Origin of the sequence: Leptolyngbya sp. FACHB-541, from assembly GCF_014695875.1 — a bacterium.
In the GTDB taxonomy this organism is placed as follows: Bacteria; Cyanobacteriota; Cyanobacteriia; order Elainellales; family Elainellaceae; genus JAAUTN01.
On sequence record NZ_JACJPC010000043.1, the window covers coordinates 51,129 to 64,092 of the forward strand.

General features: G+C 50.0%; 9 protein-coding genes. 3 read left to right on the forward strand and 6 right to left on the reverse strand.

Going from position 1 to position 12,964, the window contains the following annotated elements; translation table 11 throughout:
- Nucleotides 1-5 precede the first annotated feature (5 nt).
- Nucleotides 6-1,409 carry a cytochrome c biogenesis protein gene (locus H6G00_RS07750; protein WP_190796307.1) on the forward strand — a complete coding sequence of 468 codons (1,404 nt, stop codon included), beginning with the start codon at nucleotides 6-8 and terminating at the stop codon, nucleotides 1,407-1,409.
- 138 nt (nucleotides 1,410-1,547) lie between these two features.
- On the opposite strand, the gene H6G00_RS07755 is transcribed toward H6G00_RS07750, so the two are convergent.
- The gene (locus H6G00_RS07755; protein ID WP_190796308.1) at nucleotides 1,548-3,506 is read right to left on the reverse strand and encodes a lipoxygenase family protein; all 1,959 of its coding nucleotides are present in this window, start codon (nucleotides 3,504-3,506) and stop codon (nucleotides 1,548-1,550) included.
- A gap of 246 nt (nucleotides 3,507-3,752) precedes the next feature.
- Here H6G00_RS07755 and H6G00_RS07760 point away from each other — a divergent pair, with 246 nt between their 5' ends.
- The gene (locus tag H6G00_RS07760; protein ID WP_190796309.1) at nucleotides 3,753-4,721 is read left to right on the forward strand and encodes a putative 2-dehydropantoate 2-reductase; all 969 of its coding nucleotides are present in this window, start codon (nucleotides 3,753-3,755) and stop codon (nucleotides 4,719-4,721) included.
- A 61-nt stretch (nucleotides 4,722-4,782) separates the two neighbouring features.
- Here H6G00_RS07760 and psb29 read toward each other — a convergent pair whose 3' ends face one another.
- From psb29 to H6G00_RS07780, 4 genes are all read right to left on the reverse strand, one after another.
- On the reverse strand, nucleotides 4,783-5,496 hold the full coding sequence (gene psb29 / locus H6G00_RS07765; protein ID WP_190796310.1) for a photosystem II biogenesis protein Psp29: 714 nt from the start codon (nucleotides 5,494-5,496) through the stop codon (nucleotides 4,783-4,785).
- A gap of 107 nt (nucleotides 5,497-5,603) precedes the next feature.
- Nucleotides 5,604-5,972: an anti-sigma factor antagonist gene (locus H6G00_RS07770; RefSeq protein ID WP_190644663.1), complete on the reverse strand. Its 369-nt coding sequence runs from the start codon at nucleotides 5,970-5,972 to the stop codon at nucleotides 5,604-5,606.
- A gap of 419 nt (nucleotides 5,973-6,391) precedes the next feature.
- A complete protein-coding gene (gene hemF / locus H6G00_RS07775; protein ID WP_190796311.1) occupies nucleotides 6,392-7,429 on the reverse strand; it encodes an oxygen-dependent coproporphyrinogen oxidase in 1,038 nt (345 codons plus the stop codon).
- A 337-nt stretch (nucleotides 7,430-7,766) separates the two neighbouring features.
- On the reverse strand, nucleotides 7,767-9,650 hold the full coding sequence (locus H6G00_RS07780; RefSeq protein WP_199318376.1) for an ArsA family ATPase: 1,884 nt from the start codon (nucleotides 9,648-9,650) through the stop codon (nucleotides 7,767-7,769).
- 90 nt (nucleotides 9,651-9,740) lie between these two features.
- Between H6G00_RS07780 and H6G00_RS07785 the strand changes: the two genes are divergently transcribed.
- A complete protein-coding gene (locus tag H6G00_RS07785; RefSeq protein WP_190796312.1) occupies nucleotides 9,741-11,567 on the forward strand; it encodes an AAA family ATPase in 1,827 nt (608 codons plus the stop codon).
- 17 nt (nucleotides 11,568-11,584) lie between these two features.
- Here the strand turns inward: H6G00_RS07785 and H6G00_RS07790 are convergent, their stop codons facing one another.
- On the reverse strand, nucleotides 11,585-12,889 hold the full coding sequence (locus H6G00_RS07790) for an MlaD family protein (RefSeq protein WP_190796313.1): 1,305 nt from the start codon (nucleotides 12,887-12,889) through the stop codon (nucleotides 11,585-11,587).
- Nucleotides 12,890-12,964: the final 75 nt, after the last annotated feature.

Sequence of the window (12,964 nt, forward strand, 5' to 3'; positions counted from 1 at the left end):
AATTCATGACTTCAGAAAATCTTTCGAAAAACAATTGGATTGCGATCCCACAGCGTTATCTCAAGCGAGAATTGTTTCCGCTGTTGGCAGATTTGCGGCTGGCGATCGCCCTGCTATTGGCAATCGCCGTCTTTAGCATCACTGGCACCGTCATCGAGCAGGGACGCTCCCTAGAGTTTTACCAGGCTAACTACCCAGAGGATCCGGCTCTGTTTGGCTTCCTAACTTGGAAGGTTTTACTGACTCTGGGGCTAGACCACGTTTACCGCACCTGGTGGTTTTTGGCGCTGCTCATTCTGTTTGGCTCCAGCCTCATTACCTGCACCTTTCAGCGGCAAATTCCTGCACTGCGCTGGTTTTCCCGCACCTGGAATTTTTACACCAAACCCCGTCAGTTTGAAAAATTTGCCCTGAGTGCAGAACTCGATCACGCTTCGATCGAGCAACTGAGTCCGTTACTTGAAAAACGCCGCTACCGAGTTTTTCGACGAGACAACACGCTCTACGCGGACAGGGGCATTGTTGGACGGATTGGACCCATTATCGTTCACGCCAGCATGATCCTGATTTTGCTGGGGGCGATCGTGGGCGCAATGACAGGCTTTTTTGCTCAGGAAATGGTGCCGAGCGGCGAAACGTTTCGGGTTCAAAATATTTTTGACGCTGGACCCTGGGCAAGAGCGCAAATTCCTCAGGATTGGTCAGTACGGGTCAACCGCTTTTGGATCGATTACACCCCAGAGGGCAAGATTGACCAGTTTTACTCTGATCTCTCTGTTCTGAACGATCAAGACGAAGAGATTCAGCGTAAAACGATTCATGTCAATGAACCAATGCGTCATGAAGGTGTGACGCTTTACCAGGCAGACTGGGGAATCGCCGCAGTTCGCATTCGGCTTAACGAGAGTCCGATCCTGCAACTGCCAATGGTAGAAATTGGTGCAGATGGCGGTGGTCGTGTCTGGGGCACCTGGATTCCGACAAAGCCTGACCTGAGTGAAGGCGTGTCCGTTCTGGCAAAAGATCTTCAAGGCATACTGCTGCTTTACGACACGGAGGGCAAGCTGCTCTCAACCGTGCGTCAGGGAATGTCTACCGAAGTGAATGGTGTGACGTTGGCGATCGCCGAAATTGTGGGTAGCACAGGCTTACAGATCAAAGCCGATCCTGGTATTCCAATTGTTTACACAGGTTTCGGTTTACTCATGATCAGTGTGTTGATGAGCTACATTTCCCATTCCCAAATCTGGGCATTAGAAGAAGCCGGAAAATTCTACATTGGCGGTAGAACCAATCGCGCCCAGGTTGCTTTTGAGCGGGAGATGCTAGAAATTTTGGACAGCTTGGAACCCTCAACCTCCGACACTGAAGCAGTTAGCGACCAGAAATCCCTCGTCCCTAACCCTTAAAGAGATTTGAATGGCGAGTCCCGTGTAGGGCGTAGCATTCGGTAAGTAAACTCTGAAACAAACCGAGGATTTCTGCCACAATGCTACGCCCCCACAGGTTTTGGGGCTACAGATTACGTTCTTCCAACGCGCAATTCCCTAGATGTTGATGCTATTGGGAATCCTCGACGGCAGCAGATAGGGATAGTCCACCCCGTCCCGATTCAGTCGCTGCTGGTTGCGTTGCTGAATTTCTCGCTCAACACTTTTCAGCTTGAGTTGAAACTGGTGCAGGATTTGGCGATCGCCTTCTTCCTCGTACTGAATCAGTTTTGAATCGCCCAATTGTCCCCAAATAATGCCGCTGAGGGCAAAGGTCAACTCCATCTGATTTAAGTCCTGGTCTACAGGAGGTAAAACTTCTTCTAGCTTCACCGCTGCATCGGGGCGAGCATAGGTCGCCAGTGGTGCATTAGGCATATACCCCGCGTAGTCAAACTGAGAAAAATTCACCGCCGCGTGCTGGGGCCCACAGGTAAAAATGATCTGCGTAGCAATCTCAATGAGCTGCTGAAGCCCTTGAATTTCTCCTGGACGCTGATTAGCACTGGTCGCTGCTGGAAAGTTAGGCACGCGAGGATAATCGGGCAACGTATCAACCTGAATTCCTGTCTTAGCAGCAAATTCAGCCGGTATCCAGTCTGGCAGTTCAGGAAATTCGGAAAGGGGGCGCTCGCTCAAAGGCTGTCCCAATTCCGCTGCCCAAGCTTGCAGGTAGGGATCAAGCAAAACAGCAGTATCATCGCGGTAATAGCGCTGTAAGTAGCTGCTGATATAAGTAGCGATCGCATCCCACAAAAGCTGAGCATCATCGCGGTAAGCAAAGTCAGGCAAAAACTCTGGCTCTAGCCCTCGTCTGGCAATGTCATAAGGAAGTGCCCCGTCGGTAAACGAGCGCTGCCGATAAGACTGATTGATCAGGCTGACTGAGGCTTCTCGCGTTGGAGCTAGCAGGTCTTCGATCGCAGCGTCTTCGGCTAGCAGCAGCGTATTGCCGCGTGTGTTGATCGCTAGTAAAAAGCGAAAATGCGGCTGCAGAAGCTGATACAGCGGATGACCAACTGGAAGCTGGCGGGAGGTGGCGATCGCAAACGCCTCCATTGACAAATGCGTGTTACACAAGTGGTCAATTAGCTCGTGATGCGTCATGTCTGCCGCTTGGGTATAGAGCTTTGCCCGCATCCAATCATCTGCCGCAGCAGTTGGAGTTACCCATTTGCTGCCCGACTCTAATTGAATTAAGACTGGGTAAAGTCCTTGCTCGGTGCGGTAAAACAAAGCCTGTGGATTTCCTACATAGCGCCCCAACTGAAGATCGGTTGAAGTGAGATCTTTAAATAAGGGATAATCTGCCAAAAACAGGCGATTTTGGGCAGCCGCATCCAGCAAATTCACATTTTTCTCGGTTGCTACTGAGTAGTCTTGGGTTGCCCAGGCTTGCAGTCGCTCCCGGTCTGCTTCTTGAATACGATGTAAAATCATCGGATTTGTCCCTGCCAAACGCTGACGGGCGAACTCGCGATCGCTTAATTCCCCATCCCTAGCGTGAATGAAACTGACCTTTGGGCGTTCTCGCTGCCACCGTTGTTCTAGTTCTGTATAGAACCGTAACCGCTGCCGTTCGCTACCAGGCACCACATCTTTTGAAGGGGAAGCATCTTGTAGGCGATCGGTGATCGCGGCTTTGCTGGCAGCTTTTAACGCCTGACCCATTTCGAGGCGTTTGCGCACATAGTTGCTGTTAAACGTTTCTCCAGGTGGCAATGTCCAGTTGAGCCAATCAGAATGTAGAAACTCTACATCCGCCAGCAATGTACTCAACCTATCCACCTGCTGACCAGTTTTTTGAACCGTTGATTCAAGCCACTGCATTAGCAGGTTCAACGGTGGTGAAACACGTCCTTGCTCAATTAAATTCTGGTAAATTCGAGTTAATCCGTAACCCAGTGCCCCATCTTCACCGATGTGGGCAAACAATCGTGCAGGGCCACGCTGTTTCAACCCCATTGGACTGTAGCGATAGAATCCCTGCTGCTGTTCTGGAGGAAGATGGAGCATGATATGTCCTGAATGAGTTTAGCTAAGACGCAACTGTCGAACGGTCGTGAATCAGTTCTATATAAATCGGTCTAGATAGCTGGAACGAAACTCAATAAAGCTGAAGTAGCATTTTTCAGAAGCGAAGTGTTGAGTCTAATCATCTGCACCCACTTATTGAAAACTAAACAAACAAATCAAAGTCCTTTCCTGAAATTTCTAAAAATTTTTCAAATCAAACAGGATTTCTTCTAACAGAATGTCACGATGGTTCTTCTAAACACCTCTAAATCCAATCGCAGCTACGCCATCTTGGGGACAGGAGCGTTAGGCGGGTTTTATGGCGCACGGCTACAACAATCGGGGACAGAAGTGCACTTTTTGCTGCGAAGTGACTACCAGCATGTTCGCCACCATGGACTGACCATCGATTCAGTGCAAGGTGACTTTAAGCTGCCCCAGGTGAACGCCTATGCCAGTGTTGAGCAAATGCCGCCTTGTGATGTAGTTGTGATTGCTTTAAAGACAACTCAAAATCACCTGTTGCCTCAGCTTTTGCCGCCTTTAGTCGGCGAAAATAGTACGGTGCTAGTGTTGCAAAACGGGTTAGGGGTTGAAGCCGAGGTCGCTCAAATTGTGGGCCCGGAGAAGGTCATGGGTGGGCTATGTTTCATCTGCTCCAACAAAGTTGGTCCCGGTCACATTCACCATTTGGACTATGGAGCAATTGTGCTGGGGCAGTATTCAGCCAACTATCAGCCATGCAGCATCACACAGCGCATGGCTGACATTGCAGAAGATTTTCGACAAGCCAACATTCCGATTGAGCTAACGGAAGACCTGTTTCTAGCACGCTGGCAGAAGCTCGTGTGGAATATTCCTTTTAACGGGCTTTCGGTTGTACTGGATGCCACGACTGAGGAAATGATGGCAAACCCAGCCGTTCAGAGTTTGGCAGAGCAGCTAATGCGAGAAGTGCAGATAGCTGCTGGGGCATGTGGGCGATCGCTCCCTGACAGCTACGTTCAAAAAATGCTGGATCACACGGCAAAAATGAAACCCTACCGCACCAGCATGAAAATTGACTATGACGAGCACCGTCCATTAGAAATCAAAGCCATCTTCGGGAATCCACTCGATAGCGCCCAACAAGCCGGAGCAAAAATTCCTCAAGTCGAAATGCTGTATCAGCAGCTTCAGTTCCTGGATGCTCGGAATCGCTCCGTAGGAGTCTGAAAATAGGCAACGAAAAAGGCACCCTTCTGGAGTGCCCTTCACATTTATCTATCAAGATGCCTTACGTCGGTTCCTGGGAGTTGCTAGGAGGAGTGGCAACTGCATCCTTTGCTTTGGCTCGCTCTTCCTTCTTCTTTCGGTCTGCCTTGAGCATATCTTCCATGACGATCTGGGCTTGAGCAATTTTTTCTAGATTGCTGCGATAAAGTTCCAGATCTTTTTGCACTTTCTCTTCAGGCAAGTTTAGTGCATCACAAACCTGCTTAAGCGCTTCATTTCGCCGCTTTTCATCTTTAACGAGGTCAAAATCTACACGTTCTAGCAGGGTATATAAGCCGATCGCAAATAGACGACTATATTTGAACTTGGGGTTTTGGGAGATCGCCCGAAATTGTCCCGTCAGACTACCTGCCTCGGAGTTTTCAGACTGCTTAAGCTGACCCATCAGGTTATCCAAGGACAGACCAGATGCTTCTGACTGCAACCGCTCAAAATCTTGCCGATAGGTTTGAGGGTCGCTGCCGATGGATTGGCAGAGCGCGTTAAAAATAGAAACTTTGTCGTTTTCCGGCCGGTAGCCCTGCATAAATCGCTCAAATGCATTAACTACACCTAGTGCGTAAATGGGATCATAATGAAAATCCGCATTGACGGAAAGCAAATGCATTTCTACCATCAACTCCTCTACAACTCGGCGGTAGATGGAGTTAATTGGGCGAGTGTGAGTATTGTAGAAAGCTCGCTTGGTATCGGAGACAGTGCGGACGTTGTTCACAAGAAATTTTAAAGATAACTTGATCCTATTGTCTCGTGTAGCGGCTAGTTTGCCAAGCAATGCTCAGGCTAATACTCAGGCAAAAACTGGCTAAAAATGCTGCTAATTTAGCTGGCAATGCCGCGAGGAACCCCTTCCAAGGCTTCTGCTTCTGTATCAAAAATTTCAAAAACTGAATCCATCATCGTCACCTCAAAGACAAGCTTGGCTTCGGGATGAACGTTACAAATGCGGAAGCTGCCTTTCACTTTGTCGGCATCGCGCATTCCTGCTACAAGAGAAGTTAAGCCCGAACTGTCAATAAAATTAACGTGTCCTAAATTTACAACCACGTGTGGACTCAATCTAGAAATGCACTCCTGTAGCTTGAGTCGAAACTGCCACGCCGTTGTGATATCTAACCGTCCTGTTGGGGTCAGAAGGATGATCGTTTTACCGTCTTGGGTGGTGTGTGTTGTCTGCTCCACGTGAATTATTGCCCTCTTTTTAGGAATTGCAGTATTAGGTTCTCGGGTGTTCTAAGCCTCAAGAAACCCCAAAGCAAGATTTAGAGATATGCACTACTCATGCGATCGCCCTCAGAATACCAGTTCCGGAACCATATCCAGAGAGGGTAGACACACCTAGTCTCTTCCGTCGCAGAACTGTGTCCATTCTAGTCGGGTCTGATTAAGCAGCTATGTATCAGTGCTTCGCTAAATCCAGGATGCTTAAGCCGCAATTGGCTGCACCACAACCCCTAGATTACCCACCCCTACGAGTTACTATCCCTCCTGTAGCAGGTTAACTCGTTTGGGAATTAGGAGAATAAGGAAATAAGGGAGTGCTGGATACCCCTCACTCCCTTACTCCTTCACACTCAAAAACGTGAAGTTTTATTATCCTTGGTGGAACGTTAGTGGTTATCAGGCGACCAGCTAGCCCAATCTTGAGGCTTTAGAAATCTTTCGTAAAGCTCTGCTTCGGGCGTGTTGGGCTCTGGCTGAAAGCTGTATTCCCAGCGCACCATCGGCGGTAGAGACATGAGAATAGATTCGGTGCGTCCATTGGTCTGTAGCCCAAAGATCGTGCCCCGGTCGTAAATCAGGTTGAACTCGACATAGCGACCCCGCCGATAAAGCTGGAACTGACGCTGGCGATCGCCATACTCCATTCCCTGCCGCCGCTCCACGATGGGAATGTAGGCAGGTAAGAAAGAGTGTCCACAATCCTGCACAAAGCTGAACAACTGCTCCCAGTTGCGCGGCGCTATTTCTTCCAATGCATCGCTGTAGACTGCTGCTGGTCCGCTGGCATTGGGACCGTGATAAAGCTTACCCCGCCCATCCTGGTAATCAAAAAAGATACCGCCGACTCCCCGCGTTTCCTGACGGTGCTTCAGGTAAAAATATTCGTCACACCAACGCTTGAAAGTTGGGTAGTACTCTGGATGATGCTGATCGCAAGCCTGCTTCATCGTTTGGTGGAAATGAGCTGCGTCTTCTGCAAACGGGTAGTAGGGAGTCAAGTCGATTCCACCACCAAACCACCAAACCGGTCCTGCCTCAAAGTAGCGGTAGTTGAGGTGAACTGTAGGAATGTAAGGACTACGGGGATGCAGCACCATTGAGGTGCCCATCGCATGAAATCCGTGCCCTGCTGCTTCTGGGCGCTGCACTAAAATTGAGGGCGGCAGATCCTTCCCCCAAACTTCTGAAAAACCGACACCACCTTGCTCAAATACTTTGCCTGCTTTCATCACGCGAGAACGCCCGCCGCCACCTTCCTCGCGCGTCCAAGCGTCTTCCTGAAAAGTTCCTTCGCCGTCTATTTCTTCTAATCTTTGGCAAATCTGATCTTGCAGATCTCGCAGAAATTGACCGACCCGCTGTCTTGAGTCAGAGGGGGGTGCAAAGCTGGAGGTCTTGATCTCAGTGGTGTAAGAATTTGTCATAGCCCTACTTCAAATCGTCTGTGCCCGCTTAAATGGTTGGATGAGGCGTAAAGAATAGATTTTAAACCAGGCAACGGGTTGAAGTTGCCACAGTTTGATCTAGAGTATCTTGAATCGAGCCGAATCAAGCGCCTAACTTTATGAACATAAGTAAACTGTGAAGCAGTGAGTTTGGAGAGTACAAAACTTGTTCCGAAGCTTTGCGTGAGGAGGTAGAGTTGGTAGCTCTACCTCCTGAAAACGAGTAGCAGAGTCACTTTAAAGGCATTCCCAAATAGAACCTGGGAACGAGTAAAAACGGGTAAGGAGAGAGGAAAACCAGCAGATTTTGGAGATTCTAGAACAGCAGGTTTGAGGCAAGTTTGATTTGTTCAAGGGCAGTAATAGAACGGGGTAGCAGGGGCAGCTTAACAAAAGTTAGGCGATCGCCCCTCCCTTCAAATCCTTCAACCGCAATTTCTTCCCCGGTTTGATAACAGTTATGCACGACATAGCGCTGCTGAACGCCCAGATTATCTAAAGCCTGCGTGAGTCGTTGAGTTTCGGCAGCGATCGCTGACTGTGCCTGGAGTACCCCAATAAATTCAGTGTATTTAGGATCTTTCAGCCGTCTTTGCGCCTGCATCACCCGTTGACGGAGCGATCGCAACCTTCCCATTAGTTCTGTGCGCCCTACTACGTCCTGATATTTGAGCCAGAGACGAAAGATCCAGGCAAGCCAGTCTGCCATTGCTGTCGGCATTTCTAGAAATCGCAGCAGATGACCCGTTGGCGCGGTGTCCAGAATAATCAAGTCTTGTGCCTTTTGTTCCAGCAGTTCCATTACTGTCACCAGCGACAGCATTTCATCGATTCCAGGCAATGCTTGAGACACGATCTGTCGCCATGCTTGAGGTCCATACGCAATTTTTAGGTCGTCGTCACCTGTCTCGCCGCTCATCATTTCTGCCAGTTCCCACAGGTAATCTGCTCGAAACTGGTCTAGAACTTCCTCTGCATCGACTTCCTGCCCACTGAGATTAGTGCTCAAGGCAACGGGCCGATGTCCTAACTGCACACCTAGTGCATCTCCCAAGGAGTGGGCAGGATCAATCGAAACAACTCGAATATTTCGGTCAGGGTGGCGTTCAGCCATTGCCCACGCGATCGCCGCTGCTACCGTTGTTTTTCCTACCCCACCCTTGCCGCCTACCAGAATTAGCTGCCGTCCTTCTGCCAAAAAGTCACTGAAACCAGGCGGAGTTTTTTGGGGTAATGGTGCAGGTTTCGCTTCACCCGTGTGCTTAATGTCCTGCTGATGGAATTCCTGAATCTGGGCTATCAGTTGATCTAGAGCAACCGTACCAACGGGTTCTTTAGCTTGCTGAGGTGCTGTAAAAATAGGGAGCTGTTGGGTTGCTTGAAATTTATTAAGAATTAATTGCTGTTCGTCATAGCGATCGCACTCGTCGGCATCCAGCAGAATGTGGTTTACAAATAGCCCACCAACCGGAATTTGCAGCTTTTCTAAGGCTGTGAGAAATCGCTGAGTTTCCAGGTAACTCATCGGTTGGGCGATCGCCACCACCAGGCAAGCTGTTTGCTGCTGATCTTGCAAAAGCTGCCGCCCTGCTGCCAAGTCTGCCTTGATGTCTACTAAAAATGCATCTGCCTGATCGGGCACATGCTGCCCTGCAAATGTTTGGCTGATGACGCGATGCTTCTCCTGAAACAAATCCATTGCTTCTAAGAAACCATCTAAAAAGTCCATTAGCTCAAACAGGTTCAGCGTATGTCCGCTGGGAGCCATATCTACCACGATGCGATCGGCAACTCGTTCCCGCAGTAGCCGTTGAATCTCCAAAATGCCCATCAGCTCATCTAGTCCAGGCCAGCTTAGATCCCAAACCGGGCTAAGGTCTTCACCTTGAACAAAACTGCCCCGTTCTACCAAAAGCTCCAGAACCTTGCCGTAGTCCGCTTTGAACTGTTGAAGCAAGGACTGAGAATCTAGCGCTCTCACCTGAAGGTTCGGCAAATCTGGAAGCGATCGCGGCACATCTCCAACTGGCGATAACAAAACATCTGCCAGCGAATGAGCTGGATCAGTCGAAACCAACAAAATTTGCTCATCGGGAAACTGCTGCGCCCAGCGACGAGCAAACCCGCAGGAAAGCGTCGTTTTCCCCACTCCGCCCTTACCGCTAAACATTGCCAACCGTAGTCTGTCGTACTGGTGCATTCCTTTTACCCAAAGCCTGCATCGTTAAAATGCCCATCCATCTGGGATGACTAAACCATTGGGATCAGTTGGGAAAACAGAGAGGAACTGATGAGTGACTTCTTTAAGGGATTTGAGCAGCTTTTAGAACTAGCTAAAGCTTTAGAAGAAAAGATGGAGAAAGGCGAACTAAAAGCTGACGTGCAAATCAACTCCCGCACCCTCAGCAGCATTCCGCGTCAGGGCAATATTCCCAGAAGTGGAATTGGCGTAAATCCATCTGCCAGTAGAACTCCTTCCACCCAGACCGATGAAGGCGGCGTTACGCCGCCTGCTGATCCTCAATCTCCTGCTGCTACAGCCTCGCTGCGAGAAGTCGGTGGACTCTCTGAAGTTTTGCAAGAACTGCGAGAGCTAGTTGAACTTCCCTTGAAGCGCCCCGAATTGTTGGCAAAGCTAGGATTAGAACCAACCCGAGGCGTATTGCTAGTTGGACCTCCGGGTACTGGCAAAACCTTGGCAGCCCGTGCCCTGGCAGAAGATTTGGGCGTAAACTACATTGCTATCGTCGGTCCAGAAGTAATTGGGAAATACTACGGAGAAGCCGAAGCTCGGCTCAGAGGTATTTTTGAGAAAGCCGCCCGCTCTGCTCCCTGCCTGGTTTTCATTGACGAAATCGATAGCCTTGCGCCCGATCGCAGCAAGGTTGAAGGGGAAGTAGAAAAGCGTTTGGTTGCCCAGCTTTTAGGGCTAATGGACGGATTTGCCCAAACTAAAGGAGTCATTGTCCTCGCTGCTACGAATCGCCCTGACTACCTTGACCCGGCATTACGTCGTCCAGGGCGACTTGATCGAGAAGTGCAGTTTCGGGTGCCCAACCGAGAAGGACGCTTAGAAATTCTCACAATTCTGACTCGGTCGATGCCATTGGACGAGTCGGTGGAATTGGGGGCGATCGCCGATCTCTCAGTCGGTTTAGTCGGTGCTGACCTCAAAGCCGTTTGTCAAAAAGCTGCTTACACTGCCCTACGTCGTCAGGTTCCGTCTCTCGAAGCCCCAATTCCAGAGACAATGACTGTGAATCAGCAGGATTTGCTTCAGGCGATCAAGCAGGTGAAACCGTCAGTTTTGCGCTCCGTCGAGGTCGAGTCTCCCGAAGTTTCTTGGGAACAAATTGGCGGGCTGGAGACCATTAAACAGACGTTGCAAGAGTCTGTTGAAGGGGCGCTGCTCTATCCCGAACTTTATCAGCAGACAGGTGCAAAAGCCCCGCGCGGAATTTTGTTATGGGGACCTCCAGGCACGGGCAAAACCCTTCTTGCTAAAGCCGTTGCCTCTCAAGCCAGAGCTAACTTTATTGCAGTTAATGGGCCAGAACTGCTGAGTCGCTGGGTCGGTGCAGCAGAGCAGGCAGTGCGCGAACTATTTACCAAAGCAAGACAAGCCGCACCTTGTGTCGTGTTTGTGGATGAAATTGATACATTAGCTCCAGCACGCGGCAGCTATGCCGGAGATTCGGGGGTGAGCGATCGCGTTGTGGGGCAACTCCTCACTGAACTCGATGGCTTACAGGGCTGCCCCAATGTGTTGCTCGTTGGCGCAACTAACCGCCCTGAAGCCCTTGATCCAGCTCTTCTGCGAGCTGGACGGTTAGATTTGCAGCTTAAAGTAGACTTACCCAATTTAGAAAATCGACTCGACATTCTCCGGGTTCACAATAGCGATCGCCCCCTAACCAATGTAACCCTCACCGATTGGGCCAGCCAAACTGAAGGTTGGAACGGAGCAGATCTTGCTTTGCTGAGCAATCAAGCTGCCCTAGAAGCAATTCGCCGCTACCGCGCTCAAGGATTTAGTGATCCCAGCCAAATTCAAATCATCGCTGAAGACTTTACTGCCGCCTATCAATTACTCTCCAGCCAGCGCCAATCAGAATGAGATGTTATCCAAATGACCTACTCCACCGGAGCCGAAGCCGGGACTTCTGGTGTCACCTCCGTTGAGTGGGTGGCTGAATTGGTGACAGTATAGGGGCGCATTCTAGCCTGTTGGGAATTGAGCAAGGTCAGACGAACTGATTCTGGCATCGTTACAGCTAGACGGTCAGTTGGGGCAAGGTCTTCAGACTCAACAGCGATCGCAGCAGGTTCTAAAACTTGAGCCACAGCGGTCTGCTGTTGCAACTGCTGAGTTGAGGAAACCAAACCGCTCAACCCATCAACCAGGTCACGAATGTTTTGGCGAAATTCTGGATCACCCGTCAATTCATCCAAGTCAGCAGTAATCTTTTGAGTATTCTGGAACGTAGCACGGGCAGAATCTAGCGTTTGCTGCAAGAGCAAAATGTTATCAGCATCACCTACTGCACCAGTCAGATCGCGCAAATTAGCCGAAGCCTCGGCTGCATTAGCAGAGAGAACTTCCAGATTTTGAAGCAGCTCTCCCTCTTCAATCGCAGGAGCAAGCCGACTGACTGTAAGCTGAAGTTGGCTGCTGGCCTGGTTCAAGTTACCCAGAGTGCTAACTAAAATGGAGCGGTTGTCTGTCAGCAAAACGCTAACTTGAGCAGCCGTTAAGCCAATTTGGTTAGCAGCTTGCCCGACCGAGTTAGCTGAAGTCGCAGCCGAAGTGGTTAGCCTGTTTAAATCCCGCTCGACCGAGCGGGTTAGCCCCGAAACTTGCCGTGTTAATCCCGCAACCCCCGCCGCCGCTTCTGAGGTGTTGCGAGTCAGGGTGCGAATTTCGCCAAAAAACACCGGGTCAGTGATCAAATTGGTCAACTCGACCGTAGAGCGAATCAGTGCCTCAAAGCTAACGCCGACGTTGCCTTGAAGGCGATCGCCATTACAAATAATGACTGTGTTATCACAATCAGCATCCAGCGGAGTGGTTGCAATCACGGCAGCAGAAGGTTCTTCAAGCGGAGTCATGTCAACGGAGGTTTCGCCAATTAAGCCTGACTGGTTTGCCTCAATCAGCACATCACTGGGAATCAACAGGTTGGCAGATGTAATCTCAATCGTTACCGCAACTGCATTTGGACCAGGCTGAATCGACAGAATTTTGCCAACTACCACACCCCGATACCGGACAGGCGCACCTGCCTGCATTCCAACCACATTGGGGAATTCTACTATCGCCTGATAGCTACGACTTCCCGGATTTAAACCGCGAATCCACAGTGCCAACAGCCCAAATAGCCCTAACCCCACCAGGATTAATAATCCGACGGAGCCTTCTCGTATCGTTCGCGATCGCATGACTTCTCCTCAAAACGATTTGCGGCATTGCTCAATTTGACATGAATTTGCAGGTAAGGATTCCATCGACCTGGT